Source organism: Methylophilus sp. DW102 (assembly GCF_037076555.1).
GTDB classification, from domain to species: domain Bacteria; phylum Pseudomonadota; class Gammaproteobacteria; order Burkholderiales; family Methylophilaceae; genus Methylophilus; species Methylophilus glucosoxydans.
The window spans coordinates 362543-380968 of the sequence record NZ_AP029023.1 but is presented as its reverse complement, the minus strand read 5'-3'; the positions used below and the strand labels follow the sequence as shown (position 1 = coordinate 380968).

14 protein-coding genes are annotated in these 18426 nt (G+C 48.9%); 9 read left to right on the top strand and 5 right to left on the bottom strand.

Annotated elements, in window-relative coordinates:
• The first annotated feature begins 2 nt into the window (after positions 1–2).
• Entirely contained in the window at positions 3–1397 is a 1395-nt protein-coding gene (locus AACH41_RS01765) for a PhoH family protein (RefSeq protein ID WP_194749163.1), read from the top strand.
• A 21-nt stretch (positions 1398–1418) separates the two neighbouring features.
• Complete coding sequence (gene lplT / locus AACH41_RS01760; protein ID WP_194749162.1) at positions 1419–2585, top strand: lysophospholipid transporter LplT; 1167 nt, start codon at positions 1419–1421, stop codon at positions 2583–2585.
• A gap of 66 nt (positions 2586–2651) precedes the next feature.
• Here the strand turns inward: lplT and AACH41_RS01755 are convergent, their stop codons facing one another.
• The 5 genes from AACH41_RS01755 to AACH41_RS01735 form a co-directional block, all read right to left on the bottom strand.
• Complete coding sequence (locus tag AACH41_RS01755) at positions 2652–3977, bottom strand: NAD(P)/FAD-dependent oxidoreductase (RefSeq protein WP_194749161.1); 1326 nt, start codon at positions 3975–3977, stop codon at positions 2652–2654.
• A gap of 74 nt (positions 3978–4051) precedes the next feature.
• Entirely contained in the window at positions 4052–4561 is a 510-nt protein-coding gene (locus tag AACH41_RS01750) for a c-type cytochrome (protein WP_228518896.1), read from the bottom strand.
• A 140-nt stretch (positions 4562–4701) separates the two neighbouring features.
• Positions 4702–5184 (bottom strand): cytochrome c, encoded by a 483-nt coding sequence (locus AACH41_RS01745; protein ID WP_194749160.1) that lies wholly within the window; start codon positions 5182–5184, stop codon positions 4702–4704.
• 222 nt (positions 5185–5406) lie between these two features.
• The gene (locus AACH41_RS01740; protein WP_194749159.1) at positions 5407–6282 is read right to left on the bottom strand and encodes a quinoprotein dehydrogenase-associated putative ABC transporter substrate-binding protein; all 876 of its coding nucleotides are present in this window, start codon (positions 6280–6282) and stop codon (positions 5407–5409) included.
• A gap of 245 nt (positions 6283–6527) precedes the next feature.
• On the bottom strand, positions 6528–8393 hold the full coding sequence (locus tag AACH41_RS01735) for a PQQ-binding-like beta-propeller repeat protein (protein ID WP_194749158.1): 1866 nt from the start codon (positions 8391–8393) through the stop codon (positions 6528–6530).
• A 302-nt stretch (positions 8394–8695) separates the two neighbouring features.
• Here AACH41_RS01735 and pip point away from each other — a divergent pair, with 302 nt between their 5' ends.
• The 7 genes from pip (at position 8696) to AACH41_RS01700 (ending at position 18413) form a co-directional block, all read left to right on the top strand.
• The gene (gene pip, locus AACH41_RS01730; RefSeq protein ID WP_338656335.1) at positions 8696–9652 is read left to right on the top strand and encodes a prolyl aminopeptidase; all 957 of its coding nucleotides are present in this window, start codon (positions 8696–8698) and stop codon (positions 9650–9652) included.
• Positions 9653–9667: 15 nt separating this feature from the next.
• Entirely contained in the window at positions 9668–10942 is a 1275-nt protein-coding gene (locus tag AACH41_RS01725) for a YhjD/YihY/BrkB family envelope integrity protein (protein WP_338656333.1), read from the top strand.
• A gap of 123 nt (positions 10943–11065) precedes the next feature.
• A complete protein-coding gene (locus AACH41_RS01720; protein ID WP_313988526.1) occupies positions 11066–12574 on the top strand; it encodes a tetratricopeptide repeat protein in 1509 nt (502 codons plus the stop codon).
• A gap of 224 nt (positions 12575–12798) precedes the next feature.
• A complete protein-coding gene (locus AACH41_RS01715; RefSeq protein ID WP_313988524.1) occupies positions 12799–13338 on the top strand; it encodes a YfiR family protein in 540 nt (179 codons plus the stop codon).
• Positions 13339–13344: 6 nt separating this feature from the next.
• Entirely contained in the window at positions 13345–15420 is a 2076-nt protein-coding gene (locus AACH41_RS01710; protein WP_275356528.1) for an EAL domain-containing protein, read from the top strand.
• Between the two features lie 72 nt (positions 15421–15492).
• Complete coding sequence (locus AACH41_RS01705) at positions 15493–16767, top strand: outer membrane protein transport protein (protein WP_338656329.1); 1275 nt, start codon at positions 15493–15495, stop codon at positions 16765–16767.
• 173 nt (positions 16768–16940) lie between these two features.
• Positions 16941–18413: a porin gene (locus AACH41_RS01700; RefSeq protein WP_338656327.1), complete on the top strand. Its 1473-nt coding sequence runs from the start codon at positions 16941–16943 to the stop codon at positions 18411–18413.
• The last annotated feature ends 13 nt before the right edge of the window (positions 18414–18426 follow it).

Genomic DNA, 18426 nt, shown 5'->3' with positions numbered 1-18426 from the left:
CTATGGCCCGTGCTCCACAAACCAAGCTTTTTGTCCTCGATACCAACGTTTTGATGCACGACCCTTCGTCGCTATTCAGGTTTGAAGAGCACGACGTCTACCTTCCCATGGTCACCCTGGAAGAGCTGGACAACAATAAAAAAGGCTTGACCGAAGTTGCACGTAACGCGCGCCAGGCCAGCCGTTTTCTTGAAGAAATCATGGGGGGCAATGAAACAAGCAACCTTGAGGAAGGCTGTCCGCTTGCCATTCAAGGCAACCGTCATTTAACCGGCAAGCTGTTTTTCCAAACCGAGCATGTGCCAACAGATTTACCAGGCCTCGCAGGCAGCAAGGCCGACAACCAGATCATCAGCGTGGTGCTGGCGCTCAAAAAACAACACACCAAACGCAATGTCATCCTGGTCAGCAAGGATATCAACATCCGTATCAAAGCCCGTGCCATGGGCGTGGCGGCTGAAGATTACTTTAATGACAAGGTACTGGAAGACAGCGACATGCTGTATACCGGCCTGCGCGAACTGCCTGAAAACTTTTGGGACTTGCACAGCAAGGACATGCATTCATGGCAAGAATCTGGCCGCATGTACTACAAAGTCAGCGGGCCTATCGTCAAGTCACTGCTAGTAAATGAATTCGTGTTTTATGAATTCAACAAACCGTTTCATGCTATTGTGCGCAAGATTGAAGACAATACCGCCATTCTTGAAGTGGTGCAGGACCACATGAACCCCAAACACAATGTGTGGGGCATCACTGCGCGCAATCGTGAGCAGAACTTTGCGCTCAACCTGCTGATGGATCCCAACATTGATTTTGTCACGCTGCTGGGGCAGGCCGGGACGGGTAAAACCTTGCTCACCCTCGCCGCCGCCCTGACGCAAACCCTGGATAAAAAACGTTATTCTGAAATTATCATGACCCGTGTGACGGTACCGGTTGGCGAAGATATCGGCTTTTTACCTGGCACGGAAGAGGAAAAAATGGCGCCATGGATGGGTGCCCTTGAGGACAACCTCGATGTGCTCAACAAAACCGATGAAGATGTGGGTGAGTGGGGCCGTGCAGCCACCCAAGACCTGATCCGTACCCGGATTAAAATCAAATCGCTGAACTTCATGCGTGGCCGTACCTTTCTCAACAAGTTTCTGATCATAGACGAAGCACAAAATCTCACCCCCAAACAAATGAAAACGCTGATTACGCGGGCCGGACCGGGCACCAAAGTGGTCTGTCTGGGCAATATTGCCCAGATTGATACCCCCTACCTGACGGAGGGCAGCTCGGGATTGACCTATGTGGTTGACCGCTTCAAGAACTGGGCGCATAACGGGCATATCACCCTGGTACGTGGTGAGCGCTCACGCCTTGCAGACTTTGCGGCAGAGGTCTTGTAGACAGTCGTCTGCTCGCTTCTTATGGTCAAAGGCTTCTATACCTTACTGATTGCCCAGTTTTTGTCGGCAATCGCAGATAATGCTCTGCTGTTTGCTGCGATTGCCCTGCTGGCAAAGCTTAACGCACCCAGCTGGCACGAACCACTTCTACGCGAATTTTTCGTGATTTCCTATATCGTGCTCGCGCCTTTTGTCGGCCCCTTTGCCGATGCGCTGCCCAAAGGCCGGGTCATGTTTTTAAGCAATGGGTTGAAGTTTATCGGTTGCCTGATGGCACTGGCGGGCGTGCCGCCCCTGTATGCGTACGCTGTGGTGGGGATAGGTGCTGCCGCTTATTCGCCGGCGAAATATGGCATTTTGACGGAAATGCTGCCATCGCATTTGTTAATCAAGGCCAACGCATGGATGGAAGGCACCACAGTCACCGCCATTATTCTGGGGCCGGTCTTGGGTTCTACGTTATCTGCCAACAATCCATACATGGGCATAGCCTGCATCATGTGCCTATATTTGCTGGCCGCAGCGTTCAACTACTACATTCCCAAAGTACCGATTGACCACAAAGTAGCGCAAAAAACGCTCTGGTTTTTACTCAAAGATTTTTGGCATGCCTTTATGACGCTGTGGAAAGATCCGCAAGGCCAGGTCTCGCTGGCCGTCACCACTTTGTTCTGGGGCGCCGGGGCCACCTTGCAATTCGTGGTATTACAGTGGGCAGATGTCAGATTGGGCTTCTCTCAGCAACAAGCGACTTATTTGATCGCCATCCTTGCCGTTGGCATCGCCATCGGCTCAATCATCGCTTCCAAGTATGTCGAGCTGGAGAATGCCGTGAAAGTGTTACCGGCAGGCATTTACATGGGGATTCTGGTGATGAGCATGATGGTGATCCACAGCCCCATTCTGGCAGGGATCCTGCTATTTGTGATTGGTGTGCTTTCAGGCTATTTTCTGGTGCCGCTCAACTCCTTATTACAACACAGGGGCCATCATTTACTCGGCGCCGGGCACTCGATTGCCGTACAAAATTTTAACGAGAATATAGGCATCTTGCTGCTGTTGGGCGCTTACACCTGGATGGTAGGCGCCAAGCTAGACATTAATACCATTGTGGCCATCTTCGGGGTATTTATTATTTTCAGCATGTCATTGATCACACTGGTTTATCGCAAACATATCCGGCGATAAGCGCAACGCAGCTTTGATACAATCAACAAAAAAGGGCGCCTGAGCGCCCTTTTTGCTCTCTAGCGATCAATGCAATTTGACATGTGGCTCGGTACGTCTTGAGATAATACGACCGATGGTATGAACAATCACCGCCAGCACACCGTGCAATGCCATCAAGTGCATCTTGTACAAGGAACGGTACATCACGCGTGCGAACAAGCCCTGAATGTACATGCTGCCCCCCGCCACGGCACCCATCAAGCTGCCCACGGTAGAGTATTTGCCCAAATTGACCAGTGAGCCGTAATCGGTATAGTGGAACTCTGGCAGCGATTCTTTACCAGCCACACGCGCCTTCACCGTCTTGATCAGCAGCGAAGCCTGCTGGTGTGCCGCTTGCGCACGTGGAGGCACCGTCGCGTCATGCCCCAGCCATGGACAGGCTGCACAATCACCAAACGCAAAAATATTCGTATCACGAGTGGTCTGCAAATGCTGATTCACCACCAGCTGGTTAATACGGTTGGTTTCCAGCCCATCGATATCCTTGAGAAAATCCGGGGCTTTGATGCCAGCTGCCCACACCACCAACTCCGCAGGAATCGTACGGCCGCTGTGCGTCGTGATGCCTTTGGGAGACACCTCAGTCACACGCTCGCCAGTAAACACATTCACCCGCAGTTTACGCAGCTCGACATCAACCGCATAAGAAAGCTTGGGTGGTAATGCTGGCAAAATACGGTCACTTGCTTCAATCAGAGAAATCTTGACGTCACGATCGGCATCAATTTTATCCAGGCCATAGGCGGCGAGCTCACGCGTAGTATTGTGCAGTTCAGCCGCCAACTCGACACCCGTCGCCCCAGCGCCCACAATCGCCACTTCAAGCTGACCGGGTTTTAATGGTTCAGGCTGTGTTTGTGCACGCAATAATGCGTTGTGCAGATAGCGATGGAATTTTTGCGCCTGCGCCTGGGTATCCAAGGCAAGTGAATACTCACGTGCCCCTTTAATGCCAAAATCATTTGTAGTACTACCCACCGCGATAATCAGGGTATCGTATTTGAATGAACGGCGCGCAATAATTTCATTCCCATCTTCGTCATGTACCGGCGACAAAAACACTTCACGTGTTGCACGATTCAGACCATCCATCCGGCCCAGCCTGAACTTGAAGTGATGCCAATGTGCCTGTGCCAGATACTCCAGCTCATGGCGATCCGGATCCATACTACCCGCTGCAATTTCGTGCAACAGCGGCTTCCAGACATGGGTTCGCGTTGCATCAATCAACGTGATCCTTGCTTTTTTCTTTTTGCCCAAGGAGTCACCCAACTTGGTCGCCAATTCAAGGCCACCTGCACCACCACCTACAATAATGACATGGTGTAAATCATTTTCGTCAGTCACGCTCACATTAATCCTTCAATAAAAAAGCGCGCCTGCCGTACTGCCAAGCGCGCACAACACCTCAAATAACACGACTATTCGTTACCAGTAATTTTGGCATGACTACGAATAAAAGCGATGATTTTCAATACATCGTCAGGCTTCAAACCATCATCTGGCGCCATCAAGCCAAAACCTTTTGCACCCATGCCACCATTGGTGCCATGCCAGATCGTTTCAAACATGCCTTTATTGGTTGCATTCTTCGCATAACGGAAATTCTCGCCAATCAAGCCAGGCCCGACAGCGCCTTCACCATGACCACCATGACAAGCAACGCAAGAGAACAGGTTAAACTTTTTCTTGCCTTCTTTAATCGCCTCTTCGTTACCAATATAAGGGTTTTTACCCGTCGCCAAAAATTCTTTCGCAGCAGGTGTATCAAACATTTTATGGTCAATTTCCATAGGTTGACCATCTTGGGTGGTGACAAATTGTATCGCCTTGATATCGCCACCTTCTGCTGAAGCGCCAGCAGATTGCCCACCGTTGTTACATGCCGCCAACATTGCTGCCAGCAATGTCGTCAATAATAAACTTCTCATCGTTACCCCCAGGTTTTATATAGTGTTATTCCTTAAAATTCTGCCATGTCTATTATTATTTTAGCTTCACACAGCACGCTTTAATTGTGCCATAAAAACAAAAAACGGTCACCTAAGTGACCGTTTTTATTCGTAACGAGTTATTCGTTACCTGTCATGCCTACGTTGCTATTACTACGCACAAAGGCAATCACTTTCAATACTTCATCTGGTTTCAAACCATCATCTGGCGCCATCAGGCCAAAACCTTTAGCACCCATACCACCGTTGGTACCGTGCCAGATGGTTTCGAACATGCCTTTGTTCGTTGCGTTTTTAGCGTAACGGAAGTTAGCACCGATCAAGCCTGGGCCAACAGCGCCTTCACCTTTACCACCGTGACAGGCAACACATGAGTACATGTTGAAAATCTTTTTACCTTTTTTGATAGCGTCTTCGTTACCGATGTATGGGTTTTTACCAGTAGCCAAAAATTCTTTGGCAGCATCTGTATCGAACAAAGCTTTGTCAATGTTCAAGGTGGAACCGTCTTGAGTTGCTGAAAAAGTGATATCAGCCATTGCGCCTGTGGCAAATGCCATCAAGGAAATCAACAATGCTGATTTAAGTGTGTTGCCTAACATGTTTTCTCCTAATCCTAAACAAAATGAGCGGCGACAAGTGGTAAACCAAACAATTACCGCATGCTCATTTAACGAATCGTTCCAGAAACGGTTGACGAATAATTCATTAATAATGACAGAATTTATCACACAGCCATCTCAAAACAAGCCAACGATTTTACTGTGTTTTTTTTTCCTTGTCATTAGCAACTGTCTGTTTATAAAACTTTTTCAACAGTACTGTTATTTTTTATACACACTGTCGCCTTCAACAACTGGCACGGTGGGGATACCATAATCCTTAAGAATCGCATCAATCTTGTCTTTGTTGCGCTCTAAAGCTTCATTAATCATTTTGATACGGTCTTTATCCTTCATACGGACAGCTACTGAAATATTCCAATACTCCTTACCTTTGAGGTTGACTTTGTTGTACTCAGGAATCAGGCGCATTTCCAGCGGAACTTTGGAATTTTTAACGTAGTAACCAGCGATAGGACCCCACATCACAGCGACATCAATATCGCCTTTGACCAGATCATCAATAATGAAGCTGGTTGGCAAATTCAGATCGCGCTGCAAACGGTAAGGACGTGCATTCGTCATCAAGTTGTAATCATTGAGCGGGATAGTCGCTGGGCTCTTGTCAACAATCCCGATAATGCCTTTTTTCAAATCTGGCGAATCCCAGTTGGTAATGTCGTAATTGCTGTCTTTGCGCCAGACAAATACATGTCCTGAACGATAGTAGGGTTTGGACGTTCTCAACCCATCGAAGTCTGAGGTCATACCGATGATCACATCACATCTCATCGCATTGATGGTATTACGTAGAAACCCTTGACGGTTATAAGCATATTGGAAGCTCAGCTTCTTGCCCAGGTCATCGGCCAGTACTTTTGCAATCTTGTCTTCAAATCCTTCCAGCTTCAAGTTAGAGTAAGGCATATTATCGGGATCAGAACAAACCTTGAACTCTGATTCATCAGCCACACGACGTACTTCACCGATCCGGCCTTCATCCGGGTTGATTGAAGGGATTTCGATCTCCTCAGCAGACACCCATGATTGCGTTGCCAACACCAATCCCACCGCACCCAGCATATTCCATATTTTCATTTTGATTTCGTTCCTTTTTGTGATTGTTTCCTGTCGTTTTTTGAACTTAATCATATGCAAAAGTTCGATGAATTCACGACAAACTCAATCATCTTATCGCGAATACGTATTGATTTGTAGGGAAGCCCTACTTAAATTCCTGTTCATGGTTTTTAATCATGAAATTCATGAAAAAAAACACCCTGCCTAAGCAGGGTGTTAAGGAGTCAACGTACTTCTATTAGATAATTTAAGACAAGCTCAAATTACAGTGAGAATACGTTCAATGCACCGCCGCCAGGAGCAGCGTTGTACTTGGTCAACTCTTTGTAACCACCAGCAGCACCCAGTGCGTCTGTGTCGTTAGTCATACCCAAGTTCATCGCAACACCAGCCCAACCACCGATACCAGACAATACACCAACGTATTGTTTACCAGCATGGCCGTAGGTGAATGCGTTACCAATCACACCGGAACCCACTTGGAATTTCCACAGTTCTTTACCGTTTTGTGCATCAACAGCCTTGAACCAACGATCCAATGTACCGTAGAACACAATGTTAGAAGCTGTAGTCAGAGCACCACCCCAAGCAGAGAACTTCTCTTTGTTGTACCAAACTTTTTTGTTGGTCATTGGGTCGTAAGCACCGAAACCACCCATCACGCCGTCTGGACCAGCAAACATGGTCAGTGTCGCACCAACCCATGGTTGACCAGCAACGTATTTGGACTCAACTGGCTCGTATGTCATACATACGTGGTTCAATGGTGTGTACATCAAACCAGTTTTTGGTGAGTAAGCCGCTGGCTGTTGGTCTTTAGTACCCAGAGCCGCTGGACATACACCTTTAGCGTTGTAGTCTTGGTGTGTAGAAGCAGATGCCAGTTTGTCTGGTACACCTGTTTTCAGGTCAACGCTGTTAGCCCAGTTAACAAATGGGTGCACTTTTTCAGCAGCAACCAATGTACCGTTGTTAGCTTGCCATGTGTAGATAAAGCCGTTACGGTCATGGTGCCATGCGTATGTTTTGCCACCTTTGTCGAACAGGATCACTTCGTTAATACCGTCGTAGTCCCACTCATCGTGTGGTGTCATTTGCATTGCCCATTTAGCAACACCAGTGTCCAGATCACGTGCAGTGATTGTCATGGACCATTTGTTGTCACCTGGACGTACGTCTGGGTTCCAAACGGATGGGTTACCTGAACCGTAGTATACCAAGTTTGTCTTGGCATCATATGGCCACCAGCCCCATACGGAACCACCACCATGTTGCCAGCCGTCTTTCACAGCTTGTGGTTTCAACCAAGTACGTGTACCCAGTTCTTTTTCGCCGATTTTCAGTTGGTCGTTAGGGATCTTTTTGAAAGAACCGCCTTGTTTGTTACCACCGTTCACGTCTTCATAAACAGACAGCGCGTTGTACTGTGGGTTTTCTTTGTTAGTGTTAGCGTCGTGCAATGTTTCGCTATCTGGGCCTGTAGAGTAGGCTTTCCATGCCAGAGAACCATCTTTAATGTTATAAGCAACAATAAAGCAACGTACGCCGAACTCAGCACCTGAGCAACCAGTCAGTACTTTGTCTTTGATCACGTGTGGTGCGTTGGTGTTAGTTGCACCGACTTTTGGATCAGTGTTTTTAACGTCCCAAACTTTAGCACCAGTTTTTGCATCCAAAGCAACCAGCATGCCGTCGTTTTGTTGCAAGAAGATTTTGCCGTCGCCGTAGCCCAGACCACGAGAAACGTTGTCACAGCACAGAACTGCTTGTACGCTTGGGTCTTGTTTTGGGAAATAGGACCAAACGATTTTTTGGTTGTCGTTCAAATCCAGAGCGTATACGTTGTTTGGGAATGCTGTATGTACATACATCATGTTACCCACAACCACTGGAGAACCTTCGTGACCACGGTTTACACCGGTTGCGAATGTCCAGGCTGCTTTCAGGTTTTTAACGTTACCTTTGTTGATTTGAGCCAGGTTGCTGTAGCCTTGGTTGAAATGGTTAGCGCGTGGGTGTGCCCAGTTGTTGGCATCTTTCATCGCAGCTTCTTGGTCAGCAGCAGCGAATGCAACCATTGGCAAAGCAGCTACCAGACCCAGGGCCAGTTTGATTTTGTTAACTTGCATATTGATCTCCAAAGTTAGTACTAAGGGTTTAATATTAGGTGTGCACCTGATTTGCTGACACTAGGAATGAGCATAAAAGGCACACACTTTACACACCAGAGACAAGGGAAATTATCCTGAACTAACTTGGAAATTGTCACTTGCCACATGTGAGGATTGCAATATAGAACAATTTGTTTTCAATTGCAACACTTTGGTTACAAATTGGTTACAATTTTTTCAAATTATTTTTTGAATTTTTCCACCGTCTCATTGGAAATAAATTTTTACAAATAAAATCAAATAGTTAAAGAAAACCCTCTATGAAGAACCTCGCCCTCTTTCCCGAATGCCAACCATTCAAACAGTGGCATCTTGCTGCCACTTCGTTACATTCTATCTATGTTGAGCAGTGCGGGAATCCAGAAGGGGTTCCCGTGATTTTTTTGCACGGTGGCCCGGGCAGCGGCTGCAATCCTGCGCAACGGCGCTTTTTTGATCCTGCGCATTACCACATCATTCTGTTTGATCAGCGCGGCTGCGGCCGCAGCATACCGGCGGGAGAAATTCAAGACAACACAACCCAACATCTGGTTGCCGATATTGAACAGATTAGGACCAGGCTAAATATTTCACGCTGGCATGTCTTCGGCGGATCATGGGGCAGCACCCTGGCGCTGGCTTATGCCAATCAACATCCGAATCAGGTGATCAGCCTGACCTTGCGTGGCATCTTTCTAAGCAGGCCACATGAAATTAACTGGTTTCTGGGACAGGTTGCATTGTTTTTTCCTGAAGCATGGCAGGCATTACTAGCCCCAGTCCCAGAAGCGCAGCGCAGCCAGGTACTGGAGTACTATGCAACCCAGGTGTTCGATCCTGACCCTATCGTCAGTATTCCGGCGGCAATTCATTGGAATGCATTTGAATCCAGCATCATGAGCCTGCTGCCCAAGGCTGACAGCAGCGCCCCGGATGGCCAGGTGGAGCTCGCCCGCGCACGGGTACAAATTCATTACATCCGGCATCTCTGTTTTGTGGATGGTGAGCAGATGCTCTCCGATGCGGGCAAACAACTGACGCACATTCCAACGACAATTGTTCAGGGCCGTTATGACATGGTGTGCCCACCGCAAACGGCTTGGGCACTGAGCCAAGTTCTGCCTCACGCCAAGTTTGTGATGGTGCCGGATGCTGGTCACTCCGCGATGGAGGCAGGTACCTGCCTTGCCCTGCTGAACGCCACAGAACAATATAAGCATTTATCAGACGCAGACTAAGCCACTAAACGCAATATGATGCCATCCGTATTATGGTCAACCTTGCAGCAGCAATGGCAAGGCTTGAAACAGCAGCTGTCGGCTTATACCTATTGCACGCCACTATTTGTGATGCAGACCACCTGGCATGGTGTGATTCGCCACCGCCTGATGGCGCTGGCGGCAGCGTTGTCGTTTTATGCCCTGTTTGCGCTGATCCCGCTGATTGTGCTGATTTTCTTTTTACTCAGCCACTTGGTGTACTCATCGGATTATGCGATCGTGAAGCTGGCCATCCTGACCAGCAATCTGCTCCCGGAATTTAGCCAGCGCATCATGGTAGAGGTGTATCACAACACTCAAACCGAAGCCGCCTGGGGTGCTGTCGGCTTCTTTATTCTGCTATGGACCATCACCCCTCTGGCTGCACATATGCGCTCCAGCTTTTATCTGATTGCCAGCCGCCAGGATGTCCCCTCATTCTGGCATAAGAAGCTGCGGGACATCATGGCGGTACTGGGCGTGTTGCTGGTGTTCTTCCTGTTTACCGCGGCTGGCTTTGTGCTGGAATCAGTGATTGTCTTTTTGGCGCAGCACCTGCCAACAGCGATGATCAGCGTGGTCGGCTGGCTGGCTTCACTCTTGTTGACCACCTTGCTGATCGCCGGCTTTTATCATAGCTTTTGCCCTCTCCCCATCCAGTGGCGTCATTTGCTCATCTCAGCCTTGCTGACGGCGACGGTGTGGATGCTGATGCGCCCTGCCTTCGGGTTATTTTTAACGGTGAATAAAAATTTTGGCGCCGTGTTTGGCAGCATGAAAGCCATGTTTGTCTCGATCAGCTGGTTATATCTCAACTTTGCCGTCTTTTTGGCGGGCATAGAATTGATGGTCACGCTGAAACAAAAAGAAATATTGCTACTGAAAGGTCTGTTTGATGATGTGCCCAATCAGCAGCATTACCTGCAAGCGCTGACACAGATCTTTGGACAGTCCTATAGCAAAGGCGACCACATCATCCGGCAAGGCGCATTGAGTAACTACTATTACATGGTGGTCGAGGGCACCTTGCATATGACACAGCACGCTAATGGGCAGAAAAGCACCGTGCGCATTTTGCAGTCTGGCGATTTCTTTGGTGACATGGCCTTGTTTTCTCAACAAGCGGCAACCGCCAGTGTGGTGGTAGTCTCCGAGAGGGCATCCGTCATCCGCATAGAAAGCGACTACATGCACAGCTTGCTGGAACAAGCCCCTGAAATTGCCGTTAGACTGCTCAAACAGCGCTCAGACCATCCCCGCCCCCACTAACCCACCTGCTTTTTGGCACCCAATCCCCTTTTAGACAATCACCATTTGCGGGAGATCAACACACGCAATCATTGCGGAATTGTAATATCTGTTACAAAATTGTAACTATATTGGGAATTTTTCATGATGGCTATTCCACTCTCACAAGAGATCAATGCATTAATACAGCAACTGAATCGCGGCCAATTCGAGGCAGTGATTCAACGTGCTCGCCCTTTAGTGGCGCAACATCCTCGCGAATTTATCTTGCATCATTTGCTGGCGCTAGCATTCGATCAACAGCAAGCCTACCCGCAAGCGGCTGAGGCTTACCAACATGCTTTAAACCTAAACCCGCAAGTCCCTGAGCTTTGGTTCAACTATGCGATTGTTAAAACATATCTGAATGACCTGGTTGCCGCGGAGCAAGCTTATGCCCAAGCCATTGCCTTGAATCCGCAATTTTTTGAAGCCCACGGCAATCTGGGCACGATATTGCAAAAGCAAGGCCGGCTGGACGAAGCGGTCGCCAGTTATCAGCGCGGCTTGCGCATCCAGCCGCAAGATGCACGCGGTCATTTTAATCTGGGCACCGTGCTACGCGATCAAGGCGACTTGCAAGCCGCCGTACAAAGCTATGAGCGTGCCATCGATTTGTTCCCAAATTACACCGATGCCTATAACAATCTAGGGGAAACCTGGCGCGATCAGGGCGATATGACACGGGCGGTCAACTGCTATCAGCAAGCCTTGCAGCGCAATCCCCAACATGCTGCAGCCAATTACAACATGGGCGAGTTTCTATATTTGGCCAAGCGCTTCGAAGAAGCGATCCCTTACTTTGAGACATCGCAACTGGAAGATTGGCAAGCCAGAGTCTTGTATTGTTTATATCGCGCCGAACAATTTGAGGTTTTTAAACAACGTCGCGATGCAATGCTTGCGCAAGGCCCGCACACGGCACCGTTTATCGCCACCCTCTCTACGCACTACAGCATCAATCATGGCGAGCCCGACCCTTACCAGTTTTGCCCGGATGGCTTTTCGTTTGTCTATCACCGCAGCCTGCCTGAGCTGGCCCCTGGCAGCCCCTTGCTCACACAGTTATTGAACGATATCGCGCAAGCAGATATTGCTGAACGCAAACAAGCGCGGCTCACTCACGGCAAACAGTCTGCTGGCAACTTATTCAAACGGGCGGAAGCTTCGTTCCGGGCACTGGGCGAAATCGTCAAGCGAGAGTTTCGCTTATACCACGAACACTATAAACATGCGGACTGTGCCTTAATTACGCATTTTCCCTCAGCACTGGAGTTCACCAGCTCATGGTATGTCAAGATGCAAACAGGCGGGCATCTGGATGCGCATATTCATGAAATCGGCTGGATCAGCGGCGCGGTTTACCTGGCTATGCCGGAGACTGAGGATGAAAAGGAAGGCGCCTTTGAATATGGCACGCATGGCGACCAATACCCGCAATTGCATGACCGGTTTCCGACACGTTATATCAAGCCGGCGATTGGAGATATTGTGCTGTTTCCCTCTTCGCTCTTTCATAGAACGATCCCGTTTCAGGCAGACGCAGAGCGCATTTGCATTGCCTTTGATTTAAAACCCGCGACGCCAACCGGCTTCACACGTAGTGACTATTAATCTCCTACAGGTTCACAAGCCAGAAAAAATCCTTTAGTTTGATGAATTTATCAAACCGATACAGAATTTATCAATTTTGCTGATTATAGATAGGTGGCCGCAAGGTATGATAGGCATTGCATCAGACGGTAAGCTGGCCGTGGCAATGCCTTAAAACTGGCCCGCAACCCATTGTAATCTAAACCGTTCGATCAGATCCCTCACCCTTTTGGAGTCAGATCAAGATGATTTCAGCGCGCCAGTCTTGTTTTTTCCCACGCTTGCTGCTTCTCCTGCTTTACCCCTACTTCATCCAGCAAGCACATGCCAGCGTGGACGAGGCACGCACCTCAAAAAGTGAGTTACTCTACAATCTGGCCCTGTTGAGTCAGACGCCTTATCGCCCACGCCAGGAGATTTACACGGTATGTGCGTTTGAGGAAGACATTGGTCATCTCAAGGCCACCTCGCTGGAATCGCAAAAATTACAACAATCTCCGATTTTTTTGGTGACACTGAAAACACAAGCCGATGTGAAACGCTGTAATTTGCTATATATTCAAGATGTCGTCTCACAAAAGCCGTTAGAATTGCAGCAGATTATTCAAAAAGAGTCCGTGCTCACGGTTGTCCATCAGGGCAACAAGTTTGCCGAGTTTGGCCATGTAGAAATCAGCGAGCTAGACAAACGCTATCAGTTCATGCTGCGTTTGGGCGCGGCCAAACAGGCCGGCATCGTGTTCGACTCCCGCTTGATGAAACTGGCGACTAACCTTATTCAGTGATTTTGTATGTTAAAACTGCTGCCTCACCTTAAGATTGCCCATAAACTGCTGCTCACCGAGCTGGTGATGACTTTGAGTATGTTTCTGGTGTTTATCGTGTTTGCATTTGGCAGCCATTATCACAATCTGCGCACCCACATGATTCGTGACATACTGGTGCAAACTCAGGTCGTGGCCACTTCGATTGGACCCGCGGTCATGTTTGGGGAGGTCAACTCACTGACCAAAACACTGGAACCGCTGACGGATAATCAGAATATCCGCAGCATCACGATTTTTAACCAGCAGCAACAAGCGATCCAGCAACTCTATCCGCAACATCCACAATCCACTGCCGTCTGGCAATGGCTCTACCCTTTTTTCAAGGATCTGGAAGTTGAGACGCCTATCGTGGTGAATGAAAAAACGGTGGGCACCTTGCAAGCAACCATCAAGCAGGCGCAAATTGTCGATGTCCTGATTGGATTTGCCTGGTCTAACGCCATTGCGGTCCTGGCAGCCGCGCTGGTCGGCTGTCTGATTATCTGGCGACTTAACCGCAATATCGTCAACCCGATTCACGCCTTACAAAGCTTTGTCAGCAATATCACTCGCAATCATCACTATGACCAACGCATCAGCATCCGCAGTCAGGATGAAATCGGCATGCTAGGCCATGACATCAACAATATGCTGGAAAGCATCCGTCAGCGTGACGCACAGCTGCAAACCGAACTGGAACATCGCAAAGTCATTGAAGAAAAATTGCAGTTCCTGGCGCACTACGACAAAAATACCCAATTACTGAACCGTCACGCGTTTGAAGAAGCGATTACACGTAGAATCACCGCTTCCTCCAATGGCCCAGCCAATGTGTACCTGCTGTTGTTAGACTTGGACCGCTTTAAAATCGTCAATGATTCGTTTGGCCATAACACCGGGGACAAGTTGTTGCTGCAAGTGGCGCACCGCCTGCGCGGCAACCTGGCACAAAAGGATGCGATTTTCCGCCTGGGTGGCGATGAGTTTGCCATTCTGCTGGATGCCGCAGGCCGACAAACAATCGAGCAAGTCTGCAAACGGATTATCCAGACGATTTCTGCCCAATTTATCGTCGATGACCATGAAATTAATATTGGGGTCAGCATCGGCATTGCGCAATTGAGAGCCGGATTTGACTCTAAAACCGAAGTGATGAAAAACGCGGATGTGGCGCTGTATCAAGCCAAGGACGCGGGTCGCAACACCTATCGCTTTTACAGTGAAATGGATGAAGCCAATACCTCCGAGCTACGCAATCTGCGTGAGGCGCTGCACTTCGCGCTGCAAAATCAGGAGCTGGAGCTCTATTATCAGCCCATCATCCATACACAGCTGTTGAAAACCATCGGCTTTGAGGCCTTGCTCAGATGGCGTCATCCAACCAGAGGTTTACTTAGCCCTGACCAGTTTATCCATCTGGCGGAAGGCTCGGGCCTGATTATCAGCATCGGTGCCTGGGTGATTCACCAGTCACTCAAGCAACTGGCCATGTGGCAAGAGATGTTTGACCAGGATCTGTTCATGAATGTGAATATTTCTTCGCGCCAGATTGATGACGATAGCCTGTCAGACACTATCCGCCATGCGCTGGATTTTTACCACATTTCGCCACGTACCCTGAACCTGGAAATTACCGAATCCATGGTCATGCGTAATATTGATTCTGCCAAACAAATCCTTTACTCACTGAAGCAGTTAGGCATAGGCATTGCGATTGATGATTTTGGCATTGGCCACTCGTCAATGAACTACCTGAAACAATTGCCGGTAGATATTTTAAAAATTGACAAGCAATTTACGGCGGGCATTCCGCATGACAAAGTCGATATCGCGATTGTCGACGCGTTGGTTGCGTTAGCAGTCAGCCTCAATTTAAAAGTGGTGGCAGAGGGCGTGGAAAGCGCAATCCAGTTTGAATACCTGCAATACAAACTCTGCCATCATGTGCAAGGTTACTTGTTCAGTGCGGCCTTATCTGCGAGCCAAACCACCACGTTTATGGCAGACTTCCCGGAAAGCATTCCGGCAGTGTTCAGAAAAATTGCGAGTGCAGAAAATTAATGCTTTTGATCACGCCGCATGAGTGTAGTGATCAAGCTTAAAAAAATCAAAAAAGTCGTTTTAGGGGGATCCATGTTACGTTTAAAATCTACCAGTTTCTGGCTGGGGCTGGCTTTGGTCAGCACCCATCAAGTCACTGAGGCAGCAGGCTTTGCCTTATCCGAACAAAGTGGCAGCGGGCTTGGGAATGCCTTTGCCGGAGCGGCTGCCGTGGCAGAGGATGCCAGTACGATTTTCTTCAACCCGGCTGGGATGACTTACCTGGAGGGGCGTCAGATCGTGGGTGCAGTCAACCTGATTAATGTCAGGGGAAATTTTGATAATCAAGGTAGTCAAGCAGCCAGAAATCCATCTTTAAATGGAGAAGGCGGTAATTTGGGCAGTTTTGCGGCGATTCCCAATCTTTATTACAAGCAGGACATAAACGATCAACTCAAAATCGGCCTCGGTATTGGCAGCCCATTTGGACTCAAAACCGAATACAACAACAACTGGATTGGCCGCTTTCAAGCCATTAAATCCGAGCTTAAAACCGTCAACATCAACCCATCACTGGCCTGGAAACTCAATGACCAGTGGTCATTGGGATTTGGCGTGTCTGCCATGTGGGCACAGGCAGAGCTGACCAGTGCAGTCAATTTAGGGGCCGCAGAATCATCGATTAAAACCAAGGGGGACGACTGGGGATTTGGCTACAACCTGGGTGCCATTTATCAAGTCACGCCCGATACCCGGCTAGGCTTGGCTTTCCGTTCAAAAGTCGACCAGCACTTGAAGGGGGAAGCGCGCTCACCTTTCACGTTGGCCAATGCGAGTCCATCGAGCACATTGAATACCGACATTACAGCAGATTTATCCTTGCCTGAGACGCTTTCGCTAAGTAGTTTCAGCCGGCTGGACGACCGCTGGGAGCTACTGACAGACATCACCTGGACACGCTGGAGCCGGTTCAAAGCCTTGAGCATCATGCGCGATAATGGCTCGAATACTGCCATTGGGACCACGCAGGAACACTGGAATAATACCTTACGTTATTCGGTCGGGCTCAATTATCATTACTCAGACACACTCAAACTCAAGACCGGCATTGCTTACGATCAAGAAGCCATAGACAAGCAACATAGAACCCCCCGCATTCCTGGCAATGACCGTATCTGGCTGTCTTTGGGCGCGAGCTGGCAATACAGTCATGAAACAAAACTGGATGTTGGCTATGCACATTTGTTTATCCAAGAAGCCAGTATCTATGACGACCAGCGGGCGCTTACTCCAAGCAGGGGGCTGGTGGCCGGTCAATACACTGGCAGTGCTGATATCATCAGCCTGCAGTTTAACCACCAATTCTAAGGCTTAAGGGCACTGCGCGCGCAGCGCTCAACCGAGCTCCCACATTTGTGACAAGTCAATTATGACGGGCGTAAGCTTCATGTAAGCCGCATGTCATCTAATCTTCATTTGCCAGCACGAGAATGCGTTGTCTTGTGACAACCCGCAATATCGCATAAAACATTGAGATTAAGATGACCATCAGACATTTTTTTAAACTGGCATTACTTCCAGTCGCAATCGGTCAGGTCCTGACCGCCCAGGCAGAAACGCCTACAACGTCCGCCAACCAAAACGATCAGGCACCAAGCTCGTTCATGACACGTTTCATGAATGATGACAACCCGCTGCGTCTGGACTTCAACGTCGGAGACCATCCATCGAACGTACAAGTGTATGGCATCATCGATATTGCGCGCACCAGTGTTAACCACTCGTTGCCTGAAAACTACGAATTACCTAACAACTTCTATCCTTACAATGGTGCAAAAATCACACCGAGAACCACCTCAAGAACCGAGTGGGTCAATGGTGGTTTGCAAGCCTCCCGTCTGGGCATCAAGGGCGAAGTCGGCAAACTACAAATGTGGGATCGTGACTTTAAATTCATGTACCAGTTTGAAGCTGGCTTCAACCCGCTTGATATGAAGTTGCATGATGCGGCACAGACGCTGGCAGACAACTCCGGGACCAATGCCAACTCTAGCGTCAGCGCGGACTCCTCCATGAACGGTGAGTTATTTGCGCGTCAGGCCTGGGTAGGGATTGATGGCGGCAAGCTGGGGCGTGTGTCATACGGTACCCAGTACAACCCATTTTTTGAAATCACCAACCCTTATGACCCGAACAGCAAGGCAGATACCTTCTCGCCCTTGGGTGAGAGCGGCACGATTGGCGGCGGTGGCGGCATCTCCGAAAACTCCCGCATGAAAAACACGGTGAAGTATGGCAATACTTACGATGTTGAAGGGTTAGGTAAGGTCAACTACGCCGGCATGTATCAGTTTGGCAATACCGCAGGCACTTCCGAGGGTTATGGCTACACCGGTCAACTGGGCTTTGAAAATAGCGTATTTGGCGTTCAGTTTGCCTTTAACGGCTTTAACAATGCCGTCAAGGCAGGCTCTGCAGCTGCTGGCAATCCAGCCGCCAACGACACCATTACTGCGTCCCTGTATAACACGGAAGCCACTTTAATCGCGTTGAAGTGGACGCCGAACAAGGAAATCAAATTCACAGGCGGCTGGGAATGGTACCGTTTGAAGCCTTCATCAGACCGGACCATCAAATACAGCAAACTGTTTGACCAGACCGTATTTGGCGGCGTCGCCACCTCTGCATTACAACCAGGTTACAAACAAGATAACAATGTCTACTACATTGGTGCCAGCTACGACTTTTCGCAGCGCATTCCAGCCCTGGCAGGTCTGACGGCTTCTGTCGGCTACTATGCAACCCGGTTTGATGCGATTGATGGCCCAACAGTCTCTACCAACTCACAAGGTAAAATTGACACCTGGACTTCAGTGATTGACTATAAGATCAACAAGCGGGTTGATACCTATGTTGCTTACACCAATAACCACTTTTCAGGGGACAAGTTCCCGCGTTCGACCTGGTATCAGGACGTGAAGGCGGTAGGTGCCGGGGTACGTTTCCGGTTCTAAGTTCGCCGCCTGT

Coding starts and splice junctions, on each gene's coding strand:
- AACH41_RS01765 (WP_194749163.1), top strand. CDS start 3: ATGGCCCGTGCTCCACAAACCAAGCTTTTTGTCCTCGATACCAACGTT.
- lplT (WP_194749162.1), top strand. CDS start 1,419: ATGGTCAAAGGCTTCTATACCTTACTGATTGCCCAGTTTTTGTCGGCA.
- AACH41_RS01750 (WP_228518896.1), bottom strand. CDS start 4,561: ATGAGAAGTTTATTATTGACGACATTGCTGGCAGCAATGTTGGCGGCA.
- AACH41_RS01745 (WP_194749160.1), bottom strand. CDS start 5,184: ATGTTAGGCAACACACTTAAATCAGCATTGTTGATTTCCTTGATGGCA.
- AACH41_RS01740 (WP_194749159.1), bottom strand. CDS start 6,282: ATGAAAATATGGAATATGCTGGGTGCGGTGGGATTGGTGTTGGCAACG.
- AACH41_RS01735 (WP_194749158.1), bottom strand. CDS start 8,393: ATGCAAGTTAACAAAATCAAACTGGCCCTGGGTCTGGTAGCTGCTTTG.
- pip (WP_338656335.1), top strand. CDS start 8,696: ATGAAGAACCTCGCCCTCTTTCCCGAATGCCAACCATTCAAACAGTGG.
- AACH41_RS01725 (WP_338656333.1), top strand. CDS start 9,668: ATGATGCCATCCGTATTATGGTCAACCTTGCAGCAGCAATGGCAAGGC.
- AACH41_RS01720 (WP_313988526.1), top strand. CDS start 11,066: ATGATGGCTATTCCACTCTCACAAGAGATCAATGCATTAATACAGCAA.
- AACH41_RS01715 (WP_313988524.1), top strand. CDS start 12,799: ATGATTTCAGCGCGCCAGTCTTGTTTTTTCCCACGCTTGCTGCTTCTC.
- AACH41_RS01710 (WP_275356528.1), top strand. CDS start 13,345: ATGTTAAAACTGCTGCCTCACCTTAAGATTGCCCATAAACTGCTGCTC.
- AACH41_RS01705 (WP_338656329.1), top strand. CDS start 15,493: ATGTTACGTTTAAAATCTACCAGTTTCTGGCTGGGGCTGGCTTTGGTC.
- AACH41_RS01700 (WP_338656327.1), top strand. CDS start 16,941: ATGACCATCAGACATTTTTTTAAACTGGCATTACTTCCAGTCGCAATC.